18 protein-coding genes are annotated in these 17,227 nt (G+C 65.0%); 9 read left to right on the forward strand and 9 right to left on the reverse strand.

The window, feature by feature from the left end:
• Complete coding sequence (locus ACP159_RS06400) at nucleotides 1-1,686, forward strand: NAD(P)H-dependent oxidoreductase subunit E (RefSeq protein WP_425098824.1); 1,686 nt, start codon at nucleotides 1-3, stop codon at nucleotides 1,684-1,686.
• Nucleotides 1,683-2,339 carry a lysoplasmalogenase family protein gene (locus tag ACP159_RS06405; protein ID WP_425098825.1) on the forward strand — a complete coding sequence of 219 codons (657 nt, stop codon included), beginning with the start codon at nucleotides 1,683-1,685 and terminating at the stop codon, nucleotides 2,337-2,339. Before ACP159_RS06400 ends, ACP159_RS06405 begins: the two co-directional genes overlap by 4 nt.
• A 269-nt stretch (nucleotides 2,340-2,608) precedes the next feature.
• Here ACP159_RS06405 and ACP159_RS06410 read toward each other — a convergent pair whose 3' ends face one another.
• The gene (locus ACP159_RS06410; RefSeq protein WP_425098826.1) at nucleotides 2,609-3,496 is read right to left on the reverse strand and encodes a transglycosylase SLT domain-containing protein; all 888 of its coding nucleotides are present in this window, start codon (nucleotides 3,494-3,496) and stop codon (nucleotides 2,609-2,611) included.
• A gap of 100 nt (nucleotides 3,497-3,596) precedes the next feature.
• Between ACP159_RS06410 and ftsY the strand changes: the two genes are divergently transcribed.
• Genes ftsY through ACP159_RS06425 form a run of 3 tightly spaced genes read left to right on the forward strand, consistent with a single transcriptional unit; the run spans nucleotide 3,597 to nucleotide 6,500 of the window.
• The gene (ftsY, locus tag ACP159_RS06415; RefSeq protein WP_425098827.1) at nucleotides 3,597-4,937 is read left to right on the forward strand and encodes a signal recognition particle-docking protein FtsY; all 1,341 of its coding nucleotides are present in this window, start codon (nucleotides 3,597-3,599) and stop codon (nucleotides 4,935-4,937) included.
• Between the two features lie 19 nt (nucleotides 4,938-4,956).
• Nucleotides 4,957-5,859 carry an EamA family transporter gene (locus tag ACP159_RS06420; RefSeq protein ID WP_425098828.1) on the forward strand — a complete coding sequence of 301 codons (903 nt, stop codon included), beginning with the start codon at nucleotides 4,957-4,959 and terminating at the stop codon, nucleotides 5,857-5,859.
• A gap of 32 nt (nucleotides 5,860-5,891) precedes the next feature.
• Complete coding sequence (locus ACP159_RS06425) at nucleotides 5,892-6,500, forward strand: inner membrane-spanning protein YciB (protein WP_425098829.1); 609 nt, start codon at nucleotides 5,892-5,894, stop codon at nucleotides 6,498-6,500.
• 93 nt (nucleotides 6,501-6,593) lie between these two features.
• Here ACP159_RS06425 and ACP159_RS06430 read toward each other — a convergent pair whose 3' ends face one another.
• Entirely contained in the window at nucleotides 6,594-7,028 is a 435-nt protein-coding gene (locus ACP159_RS06430; RefSeq protein ID WP_425098830.1) for an Lrp/AsnC family transcriptional regulator, read from the reverse strand.
• A gap of 109 nt (nucleotides 7,029-7,137) precedes the next feature.
• Between ACP159_RS06430 and ACP159_RS06435 the strand changes: the two genes are divergently transcribed.
• From ACP159_RS06435 to ACP159_RS06450, 4 genes are all read left to right on the forward strand, one after another.
• Entirely contained in the window at nucleotides 7,138-8,256 is a 1,119-nt protein-coding gene (locus ACP159_RS06435; RefSeq protein WP_425098831.1) for a type III PLP-dependent enzyme, read from the forward strand.
• A 76-nt stretch (nucleotides 8,257-8,332) separates the two neighbouring features.
• On the forward strand, nucleotides 8,333-10,627 hold the full coding sequence (locus tag ACP159_RS06440) for a xanthine dehydrogenase family protein molybdopterin-binding subunit (RefSeq protein WP_425099044.1): 2,295 nt from the start codon (nucleotides 8,333-8,335) through the stop codon (nucleotides 10,625-10,627).
• On the forward strand, nucleotides 10,605-11,654 hold the full coding sequence (locus ACP159_RS06445) for a DUF2235 domain-containing protein (protein WP_425098832.1): 1,050 nt from the start codon (nucleotides 10,605-10,607) through the stop codon (nucleotides 11,652-11,654). Before ACP159_RS06440 ends, ACP159_RS06445 begins: the two co-directional genes overlap by 23 nt.
• Before the next feature lie 194 nt (nucleotides 11,655-11,848).
• Nucleotides 11,849-12,316: a CoA-binding protein gene (locus ACP159_RS06450; protein WP_425098833.1), complete on the forward strand. Its 468-nt coding sequence runs from the start codon at nucleotides 11,849-11,851 to the stop codon at nucleotides 12,314-12,316.
• 466 nt (nucleotides 12,317-12,782) lie between these two features.
• Here the strand turns inward: ACP159_RS06450 and ACP159_RS06455 are convergent, their stop codons facing one another.
• From ACP159_RS06455 to ACP159_RS06485, 7 genes are all read right to left on the reverse strand, one after another.
• On the reverse strand, nucleotides 12,783-13,454 hold the full coding sequence (locus tag ACP159_RS06455) for a VPLPA-CTERM sorting domain-containing protein (RefSeq protein WP_425098834.1): 672 nt from the start codon (nucleotides 13,452-13,454) through the stop codon (nucleotides 12,783-12,785).
• A gap of 95 nt (nucleotides 13,455-13,549) precedes the next feature.
• Nucleotides 13,550-14,494, reverse strand: a complete 945-nt coding sequence (locus ACP159_RS06460; protein ID WP_425098835.1) for a putative zinc-binding metallopeptidase — start codon at nucleotides 14,492-14,494, stop codon at nucleotides 13,550-13,552.
• A 62-nt stretch (nucleotides 14,495-14,556) separates the two neighbouring features.
• Complete coding sequence (locus tag ACP159_RS06465) at nucleotides 14,557-14,865, reverse strand: phosphoribosyl-ATP diphosphatase (RefSeq protein ID WP_425098836.1); 309 nt, start codon at nucleotides 14,863-14,865, stop codon at nucleotides 14,557-14,559.
• On the reverse strand, nucleotides 14,862-15,290 hold the full coding sequence (locus ACP159_RS06470) for a hypothetical protein (RefSeq protein ID WP_425098837.1): 429 nt from the start codon (nucleotides 15,288-15,290) through the stop codon (nucleotides 14,862-14,864). The genes ACP159_RS06465 and ACP159_RS06470 overlap by 4 nt, the downstream gene beginning before the upstream one ends.
• Nucleotides 15,287-15,706: a hypothetical protein gene (locus tag ACP159_RS06475; RefSeq protein ID WP_425098838.1), complete on the reverse strand. Its 420-nt coding sequence runs from the start codon at nucleotides 15,704-15,706 to the stop codon at nucleotides 15,287-15,289. Before ACP159_RS06475 ends, ACP159_RS06470 begins: the two co-directional genes overlap by 4 nt.
• On the reverse strand, nucleotides 15,703-16,461 hold the full coding sequence (gene hisF, locus ACP159_RS06480) for an imidazole glycerol phosphate synthase subunit HisF (RefSeq protein ID WP_425098839.1): 759 nt from the start codon (nucleotides 16,459-16,461) through the stop codon (nucleotides 15,703-15,705). Before hisF ends, ACP159_RS06475 begins: the two co-directional genes overlap by 4 nt.
• 72 nt (nucleotides 16,462-16,533) lie before the next feature.
• On the reverse strand, nucleotides 16,534-16,923 hold the full coding sequence (locus ACP159_RS06485; protein WP_425098840.1) for a DUF2867 domain-containing protein: 390 nt from the start codon (nucleotides 16,921-16,923) through the stop codon (nucleotides 16,534-16,536).
• Nucleotides 16,924-17,227 lie beyond the last annotated feature (304 nt).

Consider the following 17,227-nt stretch of genomic DNA (forward strand, 5'->3'; position numbering starts at 1 on the left):
ATGGCACTGGATGAACGCAAAGGCGTCTGGAAATCGGGCAAGGGCAAGGGCCGCCACACGCCCAAGGGCCGGCAGCTCGACGATCAGGCCCATGACGAGGTCCGCGCCCTGCTCGGCGACGCCCCCCGCCGTCGCGATCTGCTGATCGAGTTCCTGCACAAGGTTCAGGACACCTACGGCCACATCTCCGCCGCGCATATCCGCGCCCTGGCCGAGGAATTGCGCACCGGGCAGGCGGAGATCTACGAGGTCGCCAGTTTCTATGCCCATTTCGACGTTGTCCGCGAGGACGAGACCCCGCCGCCCGCGCTGACCATCCGCGTTTGCGATTCGCTCTCCTGCGAACTGGCCGGGGCAGAGGCCCTGCTGGCCGCGCTGGAAGACGGCATGGACCCCGCGCAGGTCCGCGTGCTGCGGGCGCCCTGCATGGGGCGTTGCGACACCGCGCCGGTGCTGGAGATCGGTCACAACCACATCGACCAGGCCACCCCCGAAAAGGTGCAGGACGCCATCGCAAAGGGCGACACCCACGCCCACATTCCCGCCTATCAAACCCTTGCCGACTATCGCGCCACCGGCGGCTATGAGACGCTGCAGAGCCTGCGCGCAACCGGCGATTGGGAAGTGGTGCAGGACAAGGTGCTCGAGGCCGGTCTGCGCGGGCTTGGCGGCGCGGGTTTCCCCTCGGGCAAGAAATGGGGCTTCGTGCGCATGAACGAGGGGCCGCGCTATCTCGCCGTCAACGGCGACGAGGGCGAGCCGGGCACCTTCAAGGACCGCTACTACCTCGAACGCACCCCGCACCTGATGCTCGAAGGCATGCTGATCGCCGCCTGGGCCGTCGAGGCGGAGCGCTGCTTCATCTACATGCGCGACGAATACCCCGCTGTCCTGCACATCCTCGCGACCGAGATCGCGGCGCTCGAAACCGCCGGGATCGTCCCGGAGGGCTACATCGAGCTGCGGCGCGGCGCGGGGGCCTACATCTGCGGCGAGGAATCCGCGATGATCGAGAGCATCGAAGGCAATCGCGGTCTGCCGCGCCACCGCCCGCCTTTCGTCGCGCAGGTCGGCATCTTCAATCGCCCCACGCTGGTTCACAACGTCGAGACCCTGCACTGGGTCGCTCGTATCTGCCGCGAAGGGCCGGAGGTGCTGAACAGCACGGAGAAGAACGGCCGCAAGGGCCTGCGCTCCTATTCCGTCTCCGGTCGCGTCAGGAACCCGGGCGTCCATCTGTTGCCCGCTGGCTCCACCATCATGGACATTATTGACGCGGCAGGCGGCATGAGCGATGGCCACAGCTTCAAGGCCTACCAGCCGGGCGGGCCGTCCTCCGGCCTGCTCCCGGCCAGCATGTCCGACATCCCGCTCGACTTCGACACTTTGCAACCGCACGGCACCTTCATCGGCTCCGCCGCCGTGGTGGTCCTGTCGGACAAGGACAGCGCAAAGGCCGCCGCCCTCAACATGCTGCGCTTCTTCGAGGATGAAAGCTGCGGCCAGTGCACTCCCTGCAGGGTCGGCTGCGAGAAGGCGGTCAAGCTGATGCAGGCGGATCGCTGGGACACCGGCCTGCTCGAAGAGCTGTCCACAGCCATGGTCGACGCCTCCATCTGCGGTCTCGGACAGGCCGCGCCGAACCCGATCCGCTCGGTCATCAAGCACTTCCCGGACGAGGTGTGATCCCGTCCGGCCCGCTCGACCTTCTGTGCGCCGCCCTGTTCCTCGGGGCGGCGTTCGCCTATCCGCTCCTCACGGGTCCCGGCCTGACGCGCAGCGTGGTCAAGACCCTGCCGGTTCTGACCCTCTCGCTCTGGTCCCTTCTCAACGGAACCCCGCTGCTCGGACTCGCACTCGCCCTCTCGGCTGCGGGGGATTGGTTCCTCTCCCGCCCCGGCGAGAGCGCCTTCCTGAAAGGCATGGCCGCCTTCGCCGCCGCCCATGTGACCTATATCGCGCTGTTCGCGATCATCCTCTGGACCACCGGCAGCGCCAGTTTCCCGGACCCGAAGATCCGCGCCACCTTCATCCTGCTCGGCCTTGGCGGCTGGCTCGCCCGGTTCATCGTCCGCGCCGCCGGTCCGCTGCGCCTGCTGGTCGCCCTCTACGCGGCGCTGCTGCTCGGCATGGGGGCGCTCGGCTTTACCCTGCCACCGGGACCCGCCGCTGATCTCGTGGCCATCGGTGCGTCGCTCTTCATCCTCTCGGACGGGCTGATCGGCCTCGACCGCTTCCTGCGCATCCGCAAACCGGGGCAGGGGCTCGCGATCTGGGGGCTCTACTGCGCGGCACAGGTCCTGCTGACCCTCGGACTGCACGCGCTGCTCGCCGCCTGACGCCTCCGTCCGTCTTTCTTCTCTTTCCAAATACTCAAAAAATTCCGCCGTTAACCCCGAAAGCCTCCGGTTTTGGATGGTATCGATACCATAAAATCAAATGTGTACGAAACTCGGCCCGAATCGTACCAAACTCCGGGTTTCTGTCGCTCACCTGTCCGAAACCGGCTGGTCGCCGGTGTGGTCAGTCAGTGGGCACCGACGACATCTTGTGGTGCAACGCCCACCGGCCGGTGCGTTAACCTCTGAAACGATGCTGTCAGGGTTTCTCAATCGTTGCGATACACCGCGCAGACGCAGCCCTTGGCCTTCAGCTGCGAACACAGCTTCCAGGCCGCATCCCGCGTGTTGCGCCCGATCCGCGCCATGTAATAGCCGCCCTGCGGCGAGGCGCGGCTCTTCTCCCAGACGAGATCCGGCTTGTCGCCCTTGAGTAATGACTGGCAAGCCGCTGTTTTCCTTTCATAAAGCGTCAGCGCCTTCTGCTTCGTCGTACCGAAGGCCACCTGCACCCCGAAGGGCTTCATCACCGGCTCCGGGGGCGGGTAGGCGGTCAGGATTCGCTTGCGCGCCAGCTCGTGACAGGCCTGCGCAAACGGCTTGTCCTTCTGCAACCGGAAATCATGGCTCTCGGGCGGCGCATCCACCCATGTCCGCGCCGGAATACCCGTGATTATGCGAACATAATCAATGGTTTCCTGCGCCAGCCCTCCGGTCCCGGCGATCAGCCCCTCGGCCCGCCGCTCGCCACCATTGTAGCCCACCGCCGCCAGCCCCGGATTGCCGTACCGCCGCGTCATCTCGCCAAGGTATTCCGCCGAGAATTCAAGGGCTTCGGCGGGGTTGTACGGGTCTTTCAATCCCCGCAGCTTCGCCGTGGACGGGATGAACTGCGCAATCCCCTGCGCATTGGCATGGCTCAGCGCGTTCGGGTTGAACCGGCTCTCCTGCCAGATCAGCCGCGCAAAGAACCCCGCGTCCAGACCGCTCTTTTTCGCAAAGTTTTCAATGGCTTGACAGGTGTCGAAGACGAAGTGCTCGGGCCGGATGCACTCGACCGGACCAAACGCCCCGCGCGAGCACAACGTCCCCGGATCCCGCGCCAGGGCCGGACCGGACAGAAGCGCCAACAACAGGAAAACCAATCGAAAAACCATACCCGAGTTACAGCCCGAAGCCCCGGATCGGTCAACACACACTTTCATTACCCCGCCATGCGTATTACTTGGGAGAGGTTGCACAAATCCGGGTTATCCCATGTCCTTCTTCGGCAAGCTCAAGAACAGGCTGTTCAAATCCTCCTCCAAGCTCGATCAGGGCCTCGAAGCCATCGTCGAGGACGGCGGCTCGGAAGAGGCACCGGAGCCGCCGCTGGATCGCCCGGAGACTCCTTCTGAAAGCCCGGCCAGCCCGCCGCAGGAAGCGCCGCAGCCCGAGCCGGTGACGCCCGATCCGGTGCCGGAAATCCAGCCGGATCAGCCGCTTGAGACACCTGCGCCCGATCTGCCCACGCCCGGCCCGGACGCCACCCCGCCCTCCGATCCGACACCCGGGCCGGATGTGACCCCGGCGCCCACGCCGGTCGAGGCTCCCGCGCCTGACATCCCCGTGGAGATCCCAAGCCCGGGCGAGCCGATGCCCAACATCGGCCCAGACGACCTCGCCATCGCCGCTGCCCTGATCGAAACACCCGCTGCGTCGCCCTCGAAACCCGGCTTCCTTGGCCGCCTCTTTGGCCGTCAGGGCGCCGCTCCGGTGATGCGCAGGGTGCTCGACGACGACATGGTCGAAAGCCTTGAAGAACTCCTGATCGCCTCCGACATGGGCGTCGACACGGCGCTCCGCGTAACCTCCAACATCGCCGAAGGGCGCATGGGCCGCAAACTTTCCGTTCAGGAAATCAAGCAGTTGCTGGCGTCCGAAATCGCCCGCATCATGGAACCCGTTGCCAAACCGCTGCCGCTTTATCCCACCAAACCTCAGGTGGTGCTCGTGGTTGGCGTCAACGGTTCGGGCAAGACCACGACCATCGGCAAGCTCGCCTCCCAGTTTCGCGCCGCCGGCAAGAAGGTGGTGATTGCCGCAGGCGACACCTTCCGCGCCGCCGCCGTCGAGCAGCTGCAGGTCTGGGGCGAGCGCGCCGGGGTGCCGGTCCTCACCGCCCCCGAAGGCTCCGACCCAGCCAGCCTCGCCTTCGACGCCATGACGAAGGCGCAGGCCGATGGCGCGGACCTCTTGATGATCGATACCGCGGGCCGCCTGCAGAACCGCGCCGACCTCATGGAGGAACTGGCCAAGATCGTCCGCGTGATCCGCAAGAAGGACCCGAACGCCCCGCACAACACGCTGCTGGTGCTCGACGCCACCACCGGCCAGAACGCGGTCAGCCAGGTGGAAATCTTCCAGAAACTCGCTGACGTGTCGGGACTCGTGATGACCAAACTCGACGGCACCGCCAAGGGCGGCGTACTGGTCTCGCTGGCCGACAAGTTCGGCCTGCCGATCCATGCCATCGGCGTTGGCGAGCAGATCGACGATTTGCAAGCCTTTGATCCCGAAGAGTTTGCCGCTGCGCTGACTGGCCTCGACACCGAATGATCCACCGCTCGACGCGCGCATGACCGGGTGGCTCACCTCCATCGAGGGCACGGAGACGGGCCATCAGCTTGCGCTTGTCCTCGCCCTCATGGCCGCCTTCCTGCACGCCGTCTTCGGCGCCCTGCAGAAAGGCAAACACGACCCCTGGCTCTCCCGGGGGGCCATCGACGGCGCCTACGGCCTCATGGCCGCGCCCTTCGCGCTGTTCGTGGTGCCATGGCCGGAGGCGCACATGTGGGTGATCTTCGCCGGGGCCTTCGTCATCCACACCGTCTACAAGGTGTTGCAGGCGCTTGCCTATTCACGCGGGGCCTACACCGTCGTCTACCCGGTGGTGCGCGGCACCGGCCCGCTCTTCGCCGTCATCGGTGCCACGCTGATCTTCAACGAGCATTTTACCCTAGGCCAATGGCTCGGTGTCGCCACGCTCCTGACAGGCATTTTCGGCCTCGCGCTCTACAACTACCTCTACTTGGTCAGCAACCGAGAAACCCTTGTTCCGGCTTTGCTCTTCGCCTTTGCCACCGGCCTCCTCGTGGCGCTCTACACGACATACGACGCCTACGGCATCCGTGCGACGCAGAACCCCTTTACCTTCCTCGCGTGGTTCTTCATGACCGACGGCCTCGTCATGCCGGTCCTCGCCGCGCTGCGGTATCGTGCCATGGCAGATCGTCCGGCTCTGGCGCCGCTGCTTGCCCGGGGTGTCATCGGCGGGCTGATCGCCTATTGCAGCTTCGGCGGCATCATGCTCGCCACGCGCCTCGACAAGGTCGGCGAAGCGGCGGTCCTGCGCGAGACCTCCACGGTCTTCGCCGCGCTCATCGGCTGGCTGGCGCTCAAGGAAACCGTCGGCCCGCGCCGCATCGCTCTCATGGCCTTGATCGCGCTCGGCGCGGTTATCGTTGAGTTTGCCGGATAAAGCGCCTATCTCGGGTCCAAAGGAGCCATCCCATGCCGCAAAAAGAGATCAACCCGGGCCTGAAGACCGCGCTCGAAATGGGCCCGATCCTGGCCTTCTTCGGGGCCTACATCTGGCTGAAGGACGAGACCTTCACGCTCGGCGGCACGGCTTACGACGGGTTCATCATCGTCACCGCCGCCTTCATCCCGGTGTTCCTGCTGGCCACCGCCATCCTGTGGAAACTCACCGGCCACCTGAGCCGCATGCAGGCGGTGACTGCCGTGCTCATCGTGGTGTTCGGCGGGCTTTCGGTCTGGCTGAATGACGACCGCTTCTTCAAGATGAAACCGACGCTGATCTACCTGCTGTTCGGCGGTGCGCTGGCGATCGGCCTGATGCGCGGCGAAAGCTGGCTGCGCTCGGTCATGGAGGGTGTCATGCCGCTGCGGGACGAGGGCTGGATGATCCTGACCAAACGCGTCATGCTGCTGTTCTTCGGCCTCGCGATCCTCAACGAGATCATCTGGCGCACCATGTCCACGGAAACCTGGGTCTATTTCAAGACCTTCGGCCTGACCGCCGCCATCATTGTCTTCTTCATCACGCAGGGTGGCCTGTTCAAGACCTATGCCATCGAGGAAGACGAAAGCACCTCCTGACGCAGGCACGGGGCCCCGTCTTCTTTGGTCCAGAAATACCTGGGGGATCCGGGGGCAAGGCCCCCGAACCAAAATTTTGCCCCGACAAAATTTTCACCCCGCGCGGTCAACCTTGGTACTCAGGTGGATCAGGCTCTCTGAACTCTTCACCCCCTGAACATCGCCAATCTTGTCGAGTGTCACGTCCAGCGCCTCGGTGCTCTCCGCCGAGAGAGTCACGATCATGTCCACCCGTCCCGAGGTCGTGTGCACCTGCTCCACCACAGGCATGGCCTTCAATCGCGCAAGAACCGCCGGGCCCGAGCGTGGCTCGACCGAGACCAGCACCGTCGCCCGCAGCATGGCCTTCAGCGCCGCGCCGCGCCGGATGGTGAAGCCCGCCAAGATTCCCTTCGCCTGCAGGCGTTCGATCCGCGCCTGCACCGTGGTCCGCGCAATGCCGAGTTGCCGGGCGAGGTCCGCGACCGGCAGGCGGGCATTCTCCGCGAGAAGGGCAATCAGCGCCCGGTCTGTTTCGTCGATCTGCATGGGTCCTCCGGCAATCTGCCCAGAATGAGCCATCAGATCGCCGGTTCTGACAAGTGAAATTCGCCGCATCTGCCCGCACTCTGGAAAGAAACGAGCAGGAGTACGCGCGATGGGCATTCATCCCGAGTTCACGACCGACCCGGCCGCCTGGCTGACACACAATGCCCCGGACGGGCCGGTGTTTTTCTTTTCCTCCCGGGCGCTGACGGAGACGTTCCTGTTTTTTCGGGATAATTTCCCCGGCATGGTCACCTACGCGGTGAAGGCGAACCCTGCGCCGCAGGTGCTCCAGACGCTCTGCCGGGCGGGTATGACCGCCTTCGACGTCGCCTCCCCGAACGAGATGGAGCGGGTTCGTGCGGTCTGTCCCGCGGCGCAGCTGCATTACCACAACCCGGTCCGGTCCCTGTCCGAGATCGCGGTTGCCAAGGGCTTCGGGATCGCCTCCTGGTCCATCGACCGGGCGTCGGAACTGGACAAGCTCGGGGACATCGCCGGGCAGGAGATCGCTGTGCGGCTCAAATTGCCGGTGAAAGGCGCGGCCTATGACTTCGGCTCCAAGTTCGGAGCCGATCCGGACACCGCCGCCGCGCTGCTGCGCCGCGTCGTGCAGCGCGGTGGAGTGCCGTCCATGACCTTCCACCCCGGCACCCAATGCGACGATCCCGCGCCCTGGCGGCGGTATATCGAGGCCTGTGCAGAGGTCGCGCTGGCAGCGGGCGTGCGCCTGCACCGGCTCAACGTCGGCGGTGGTTTCGCCGCGTTCCGGACGGCGAAAGCTCCGGATCTGCAGGGTGTCTTCACTGCCATCGCCGAGACCGCGACCCGTGCCTTCGGTCCGGACTGTCCGGATCTCGTCTGCGAGCCGGGCCGCGCCATGGTTTCCGAGGCCTATACCCTCGCGCTCACCGTCAAGGCCGTCAGCGATGAGGCGGTTTTCCTCGATGACGGGCTTTACGGCGCTCTGATGGAATGGCGCGATCTGCCCGCACCTGAGCGGATCACCGTGCTGGCCCCCGACGGTGCCCCGCGCCGGGCCGCGCCCGCGCCGCGCGTGGTCTTTGGCCCCACCTGCGACAGCCTCGACCGGCTGCCGGAGCCGCTTCCTCTGCCGCGAGACCTGGCGGAAGGAGACCGCCTTCTGGTGCGCGGGATGGGGGCCTATAGCCTCTGTCTTGGCACCGGGTTCAACGGATACGGGATGCCGCGCACGATTGACCTCGAATAGTTCCGGTTGACGGCTGGACACCGTCGCCCCGCCCACTACTCTCGCACGGGCACGCAGGATGCAGCGCGAGGATACCATGGACAAGTTCGGAAAAAGCCAGTCGGTCACGCGGGTCGAGGACACCCGTTTTCTTATGGGACAGGGTCGCTACGTCGATGACATTGCGCCGGCAGGGGCGCTGTTTGCCTATTATTTCCGCTCGCCCGTCGCCCATGCGACGATCAAGGGGCTGAACACCACCGAGGCCGCCGCCGCCGAGGGCGTGCACCTTGTGATGACCGCCGAGACCCTTGCGCATGAGGGCATCACCGAGGGCATGTCCTTCGCCACCATGAAGAACCGCGACGGCACCGCCGCCGCTGCACCACGCCGTCCGTTCCTCGCCGAGGAGCGCGTGCGCTTCGTCGGAGAGCCTGTGGCGCTGATCGTTGCGGACAGTCTGAACCAGGCAAAGGATGCCGCGGAACTGATTGAATTCGACTATGAAGAGCTGCCGGTGCATATGGAGCTTTCACCGGCGGGCGAGCCTCTGCATCCGCAGGAGGCCCCCAACAATCGCGCCTTCGACTGGGCGATTGGCGACGGTGAGGCAACGCATGTAGCGCTGGAGAAATCCCACCGCGTGGTGCGGCTGGAGATCGGCGACAACCGCATCATCGTCAACTCCATGGAACCGCGCGGCTGTTATGCCGAAGTGGTGGATGGCCGCCTGCATCTCGCGGTGAACGGGCAGGGTGTCTGGGGCATGCAGGACGAACTTGCCCGCGTTTTCGCCGTCGACAAGGAGACCATCCGTGTCACCAATCCCGATGTCGGCGGCGGATTCGGCATGAAGGGGATGCCGTATCCCGAGTATTTCACCGTGCCTCTGGCGGCCAGGCTGCTGAACCGCCCGGTGCGCTGGATCGGCGAGCGGACCGAGTCGATGCTCAGCGACAACGCAGGGCGCGACCTTGTGACCATGGCGGAAATGGGTTTCGACAAGGACGGCAGGATCACGGCCTACCGCGTGCACAACATCTCGAACCTCGGGGCCTACTGCTCGAATTTTGCGCAGGCGATCCAGTCGAACCTCTTTGCCCGTGTGCTGACCGGCACCTACGACATCAAGACCGCCTATCTTCGCTGCGAGGGTATCCTGACCAACACCACGCAGGTCGACGCCTATCGCGGGGCGGGGCGGCCGGAGGCGATCTACGTGCTCGAACGCATGATGGACCGCGCCGCCCGCGAGCTGGACATGGACCCGTTCGAGCTGCGCCGCCTCAATTTTGTCAAGGAGTTCCCGTACAACACGGTTACGGGAGAAACCTACGATGTTGGAGACTTTCCTCGCGTTCTTGCGCATGCGGAACGGCTGGCCGACGTGCCGGGATTCGCCGCCCGCCGATCAAAATCCGAGGAGCAGGGGAAACTTCGGGGGCTTGGCCTGTGTTACTATATCGAAAGCATTCTGGGCGATCCTAGCGAAGGCGTACAGATTGATTTTACCGAGGATGGTGGCGCTTTGATCTATGTCGGGACACAGTCGAACGGGCAGGGGCACGAGACCGTCTTTGCGCAGTTCCTGTCGGATCAGACCGGCATTCCCGCCGATCGGATCCGGGTGATCCAGGGCGATTCCGACCTGATTGCCAAGGGCGGCGGCACCGGCGGGTCGCGCTCCGTGACGACCCAGACCAACGTGACGCTGACAGCGGTGGCGAAGATCGTCGAAGGGTTCACCGCCTTCCTCGCAGACGAAATGGGCGTGGCGGCGGAGGACATCACCTTCGACGATGAGCGTTTCCGGGCGGAGGGATCGAACCTGACGCCGACCCTGCTGGAGGGCGCGCAGATGGCGCGGGAGGCCGGACGCACGGATTTGCTCGTCTGGAAGGTGCGGGACCAGTTGCCGGCGCGCAGCTTCCCCAACGGCGCGCATCTGGCGGAGGTGGAGATCGACCCGGAGACCGGGCAGGTCACTTGCGACCGCTATCACGTGGTTGACGATTTCGGCAATCTCATCAATCCGATGCTGGCCGAGGGGCAGGTCCACGGCGGTGTGGCACAGGGTCTCGGACAGGCGCTGACCGAGCATGTGGTCTACGACGATCAGGGCCAGCTTCTGACCGCGACCTTCATGGACTACGGCATGCCGCGCGCGGACGTGATGCCGTGGGTCGTGTTTGAGACGGAGCCAGTGCCGTCGACGGCGAACCCGATGGGCATGAAGGGCTGCGGCGAAGCCGGAACGGTGGGCGCGATGGCCGCCATGGGCAATGCGGTGCAGGACGCGCTCTGGGCGCGGGGGATCAAACAGGTTGATATGCCATTCACGCCCCAGCGGGTGTGGGAGATGTTGAGGAATGTTGCGGTCGCGGCTGAGTAATACGGTCCTTGGATGGCTCCATCGGGCGTTTGCCCGGGGCCACACGTCTTATGCCAAACGGCGCGGCGCCGTTGATCATGTCATCATTCTCGACGGCACCATGTCTTCGCTCACCCCGGGTGAGGAGACCAACGCCGGGCTGACCTATCGGTTGCTGACGGAGGCCCGCAGCGCCGATGTCTATTACGAGGCGGGCGTGCAGTGGTCTGACTGGCGCTCGACCCATGACGTGATCGTCGGACGCGGGATAAACCGGCAGATTCAAAGGGCTTACGGCTATCTCGCCTCGCGATATCGGGAGGGGGACCGGATATTCCTGATGGGCTATTCGCGCGGGGCCTATGCTGCGCGCTCGCTGGCCGGGGTCATCGACCTGGTCGGGCTGGTGCAGGCGAAACATGCAACCGTGCGCAACGTCCGGCAGGCCTACAGGCTGTATCAGTACGACCCGAAGGGGCAGGCGGCGGCGGCGTTCCGGCGGCAGTACTGCCATGCAGAAGCGCCGATCGAGATGATTGGCGTCTGGGATACGGTCAAGGCGCTTGGTCTGCGGTTGCCTCTGCTTTGGCGGTTCTACCGAGACAGCCACGGGTTCCACAGCCACGACCTTGGAAACTCGGTGAAGCGGGGGTATCAGGCGCTGGCCTACAACGAGAAGCGGCTCGCCTATGCCCCTGTTTTATGGACGAAAAAGCCGGATTGGCCGGGGGAGATGGAGCAGGTCTGGTTTCCCGGGACGCATGGGGATGTCGGCGGGCAACTTGGCGGCTTCAACGAGGCGCGCGGCCTGTCGAACATCCCGTTGGTCTGGATGCTGGAGCGGCTGGAGCGCTGCGGTGTCGGGCTGCCGGAGGGGTGGGAGGCGCGGTTCCCCTGCGATCCGGAGGCGCCCTCCGTGGGACAATGGTCCGGTGTCTCGAAACTGTTCCTGCTGCGCCATGCACGGGCGCGGGGGCGGGACCCTTCGGAGACATTTCATGCTACATTGCAACGGGTTATGCCGAAACCCGTCGTTCCGGGTGAATGATCTTCATCGCGTCAAGGAAAATCATCACAGAATGGTGAGTCCCCTTTCAACTGTGGCATTGCTGCCTATATTTCTATCAGGTTCGCGGGGCCGGAACCCCCGCGACGCCTTCACTGTCCCTCGTTCCGTGACTGGCGCCCGGGTATTGTCCCGGGCGCTTTTTCTTTGCGGGAAAAGGGTTTAGAGTACCACGCATGAGCTATTCCGACACCTTCCTGAAAGACATCCTGAGCCGCACCAAGGTGGTGGCGGTTGTCGGCGTGTCGATGAATCCCGTCCGGCCGAGCTATTACGTGGCGCGATACCTGGCGCTGAAAGGCTTCACGGTGATTCCGGTGAACCCGGGTCACACCGGCAAAATGCTGTTTGGTCAAACGGTTAGAGCGTCCCTGTCGGAATGTCCGGCGAATGTGGACATGGTCGACATCTTCCGCCGGTCCGAGCATGTGGTGCCGGTGGTGGAGGAGGCTCTTGCGTGTTTTCAAGGGCTTAAGACGGTGTGGATGCAGATCGGGGTCGAAAATGCCGAGGCCGCGGCGCTGGCGGAGGCGCGTGGGGTGGACGTGGTGCAGAACCGCTGCCCGAAGATCGAATATCAAAGGCTTTTCGGCGAATTGCGCATGGGTGGGTTCAACACCGGCGTAATCTCGTCGAAGCTGTAACGGGGCCGCGCTGTCTGGCTGCACCAGAGGCGCACCGCCCCCCGTCACTCCGCCCCGGTTAAAGCGCCTCGCCTTATACTTAAGCCACAAATACCCTGTCGCACCTGCGGTGCTATCGGGACATTTGTGTCGCAGAATGATTCAGGCAAAGGCGGGACGCTGTAATGCGGCGCACGGTGCGGTTGAGGCATCGAGCGCTGAGATTTTCCGACATTTCCAGCTCTGAAAACGACATGGCGGGGCGACCGAAGCCGCGGCCACGCTTTGGTCGAGAGGTCAATCAGTACGATTCGGCTCGATTTTCGTACAGATTTCCGGAACCACCTTTGCCGTGGTATCGATACCATCGTGTTTTTCGCACAAATGCGCGCATTTCCCGGTTAACGCTGTCATTTGCTTGGGATGGTGCCGCAAAGGACACGCCCCGGCAAGACAACCCGGACCCCCTCGGGGCCCGGAAGACGCGTCAGGACGTCTTGCGGCGGCGGGCGAGGCCAAGCCCAACGAGACCACCGAGCAGCAGCAGGCCACCGGCCGGCAGCGGCACGTTGGCGGTGAGCGTGGTAGCGTAGGCGGACCCATTGCCCGGACCCACGTTGATGCCGTGGTTGTCGTGGCGATAGACGGTGCCGTAGAAACCGCCGGTCGAGGCGATGCTCGAATACTGGTAGAGTTCCTGGAAGGAGGCGTCGAGCGTCCGGCCGCCAATGTCACCGAGATCCGCGACGGTCATGTAGAAGAAGGACCGCCAGCCGGTGCCGTTCCCGGAGGCCGCGTAGCCGTAGTAGTTCGAGAACGAGAAGGTGTTCCCGGACAGGCCGACCGTGACGTAGGGGTCGCCGTAACTGTAGGTCGGCGTCTCCCCAGGCATCCAGAAGTAGGCGTCGATCATTTCCGGGATGCTGCTGGTGAAGTTGAAATCCACCACCTGCGACGCTCCGGTGTTGTTCGCGTCCAGCGTGATGCTGCCGGATACGGTGCCGCCCGGCGGGGCCCAGGGCGTCGTCGAGCCGCCGCATCCGACGCAATAGTACTGCACACCGGGAAAATCGAAATTGAGGCTGTAGGTGACGGGCACGGCCTGCGCCGTGGTTGCGGCACAGGCAAGCGCCGCGAAGGAAAGAGCCGTGCGAATCATTCCGTTCGATCCGATTGTGTTGAATTGATCGAGATATTTAACGGGTGGTTTACCTTGTGAAAGCAAGAAAGATCGCAGCGGTTTCCCGTGCAGTGTCAGCTGGAGAGCGGGGCTAGATGCTTATGGGCGAAGGCCATCTTGGTGCGTACGCCCTGCGGTAGAATGAACGGGTAAACATCGGCCAGATCCAGCGCCCGGTTGACGTGGTTGGCGGCGAGGCCGAAGTCGATGGCGCGGGTCAGGAGCGCCTCCGTGTCGGTCTGCGTGTAGGGGTCGGAGCCGCTCGTCAGACCGGCGGCGCGGGCACTGTCGAGCAGGTCGACGAGGTGCAGCAGATGGGCCACGGTCTCGGCCCAATCCTCGTGCGGGTGGGCGGTGGCGTAGCTGGTGATGTGGTGTTCGTCCGCCGGGGCGGGGGCAGCGTAGTGGGCCGCGAGAGCGGCGCCGTAGTCCTGCCGTTCGTCGCCGAAGAGGGCACGGAAGCCGTCCAGGAAGCCGGGGCGCTCCGACAGGCGCTCGAACAGGAAATGCGCCATTTCGTGGCGCATGTGGCCGAGCATGGTGCGGTAGAGCTCGCCCATGTCGCCGCGGCGCTGCGCCCGGATCGCCGGGTCGGCCTCGGTCACGTTGATTGTGATCTCACCGGCGTTATGGCCCATGACCACCTGTTCCGTCCCGGTGGCGGTATCCTCGGCCAGCATGCGGAAGGTTGGCCGCGCGCCGGTGTCCCGTTCGGTGAACCACCCCCAGCGGGCGAGGTTGGCGAGCATCCAGCGCTTGGCGGCTTCGGTCTTCTGCCAATGCGGCAGGTTCGCGGATTCGCGCAGGTCCGGGACGATCTCGGTCATGGCGCAGGACATGCAGAAGCCGGAGGGCGTCGGGAGCCAGTTGCAGTCGATCGCCTCGCCGTTCTGGCAGGTCTGCGTGCTGGTCGTCATGGTCTGCGCCTCGACGTCGAAGCGCACGGCCTGGCCGCACTGGCAGATGGCGTTCTGAAACCAGAGGCGTTGGCCGCAGCTGGGGCAGGTGAAGAGTTGCATGTCTCGCCTCGTCCGGGGTTGCCGGGTTCAATGCCCGGCGGTGCCGGTCGGTTCCGTCCGGGTCAGCCGCGCGACGCTTTTTCCTGCAGGCCGGACTGCGATTGGCGTGCCGCGAGGATGTCCATGACCCGGGCGAGGGGGATGTCCCGGGATTTCAGCATGACGAGGAGGTGAAAGAGCACGTCAGCGGCCTCCGAGGCGAGCTTGTCCTTGTCGTCCCTGATCGCCTCGATGATGGCCTCGATGGCTTCCTCGCCGAATTTTTCGGCGCATTTCTCCGGTCCCTTGGCGAGGAGTTTCGCGGTCCAGCTCTCGTCCGGTGAGGCGGCGGCGCGTTGGGCGACGATCTGTTCGAGGTCCTCGAGGGTCATTGGCGGAAATGCTCCAGTCTGCCGTCTTTCATGATGATGGCGTCTATCATAGCCCAATAGGTGGCGGCAAAGGGGGTGTCGAGAAGATCGGCGCGGTCCAGCGGTGTGAACCCGGTGATCCCGGCGCGTTCTTCGGACGACCAATCGTCGAGGCCAAGGCCGGTGTCGCGCCAATACGAGCGGATCGCCCATCTTTGGTCGGGCGTCCCAGCCTCGGACCAGTCCCCGACATAGACCGTGAACAGCGGTGGGTGGTCCTCGCCGCGCGGGTCGGACCAACGCACGCTGAAGAAGCCGAGCCATTCCTCGCCGGACTGCAGATCACCGGTTGCCTGAAGCGTTTCGGCTCGGCAGCAGTCGCACTGCGTTCTCTCGACCGGGCCGGTCTCTTCGACGGAGATGTCTTCCCAGCGCACCTCCGTCACAGCCGGCTGTCCCGGGTCAGGATACGATCCGTCAGGGTCCAGATCTGCGCCTCCATCGGCGTGCCGAGGATCTGGGCCCGGTTGAGCGGGGTAAAGACCGGGGCGGCCTCGCGCTGATCCTTCTCGGACCAGTCGCGGATCTGCGGGCCGTCGCGGTCGATCCCCATGCAGATGCCCCAGCGTTCGCCGGGCGTGGCGTCCTGCGACCAGTCCCCGATGTAGAGCCGCAGAAGCGGCAGGTGATCCGGCGCGTCATGGGTGACGGCGACGGTGTACCAGCCGGCGGAAAGCTGGCCCACGTCGAGATAGCCGGTCACGGCGGTCACGGGCTTGCCGCAGCAGTTGCACACGCCTTGTTCGGCCTCGCCCTCCCGCACCACGACATTGCTGCCGTCGGAGGTGCCCTGCGCGGTCACAGGCGGACGGGCACGCCGGCGGCGGCCATATGCGCCTTGGCCTCAGCGATGGTAAAGGTGCCGAAGTGGAAGATCGAGGCGGCGAGCACGGCGGAGGCGTGGCCTTCGGTGACGCCCTCGACAAGGTGATCGAGCGTGCCGACGCCGCCGGAGGCGATGACCGGCACATTCACCGCATCGGCGATGGCGCGGGTCAGGGGCAGGTTGAAGCCGGATTTGGTGCCGTCGCGGTCCATGGAGGTCAGCAGGATCTCTCCCGCGCCCTTCGCGGCGATCATCACGGCGAATTCCACCGCGTCGATGCCGGTGGGCTTGCGCCCGCCATGGGTGAAGATTTCCCACTTGCCGGGGGCGACGGTCTTGGCGTCAATGGCGCAGACGATGCATTGCGAGCCGAAGTGGTCGGCGGCCTCGGCCACCACGTCAGGGTTCGCAACGGCGGCGGAGTTGAACGAGACCTTGTCGGCTCCGGCCAGCAGCAGCGCGCGCACGTCCGCCACGGTCCGTACGCCGCCGCCGACGGTCAGCGGGATGAAGCACTGCTCTGCGGTACGGGTGACCACGTCGAACATGGTGCCGCGGTTCTCGTGCGTGGCGTGGATGTCGAGGAAACAGATCTCGTCCGCCCCGGCGGCGTCATAGGCGCGGGCGGCGTCCACCGGATCACCGGCGTCGCGCAGGTCGACGAAGTTCACGCCCTTGACCACGCGGCCATCGGCGACATCGAGACAGGGGATGATGCGGGTTTTCAACATAGGCCGGAGGTAGCGCGAAAGCGGGGGCGAAGGAAAGCCTCCAGTGTGTCCGATTCGCGCTTTTGTCGGGCCTCAGCCCTGCAGCCGTCGCAGGGCGTTGCGGGAGATCAGGATGTGGAACGGCATGACCAGCGTCAGGTAGGCCCGGCCGAGGCGGCTGTGCGGCCGCACCCATGTGGCCATATGGATCATCTCGCCCTCGCGGGCGAACCCGATGCGGAAGTCGAGGTGCCGGTCGTCGATGCCGAGGTTGATCTCGTCGACGCTGTCGTAGGTTATGGGAAAGAGGCTGTCATGGCCGCCGGTCTTGAGGCCAAGCGGGGCAACCAGCCGGTTGCGCAGCCTCAGCAGCAGGTTCGCCCAGAGCGGCAGGGTCAGGCTCCGGCGCAGTGCCTCATGCAGAGGCAGGTCGGAGCGCACGGCATAGCCGTCGACGAAGTCGCCGGGGTGGGCGTGGCTCATGAGGTTGGCGGTTTCGGGAAAGGGTGTCCGGAGGACAGTCATGGCAAGCGTCTCGGCGCGTGGATCGGAAGCACAGGGGACGCCCGAAACCGGCGCAAGGCAAGTGCGCGGTTGTCGCAGCCCGGCTGATGTCACGCGGCTGTGCGCGGCGCGCTGGTGTCAGGTCGGGCAATGACCGGATTGCGCGGGGCACTCGTGGCTGACGGGCGCAGTTTTCGGTTGGTCTGGCATGGGGGGGGGGGGGGGGGGGGGGGCCCGCCCCCCCACCCGGGGCGCCCGAGATCCCACGCCACAACAAAGACAG

The organism is Tropicibacter sp. S64, from assembly GCF_049803835.1.
Lineage (GTDB): Bacteria > Pseudomonadota > Alphaproteobacteria > Rhodobacterales > Rhodobacteraceae > Pacificoceanicola.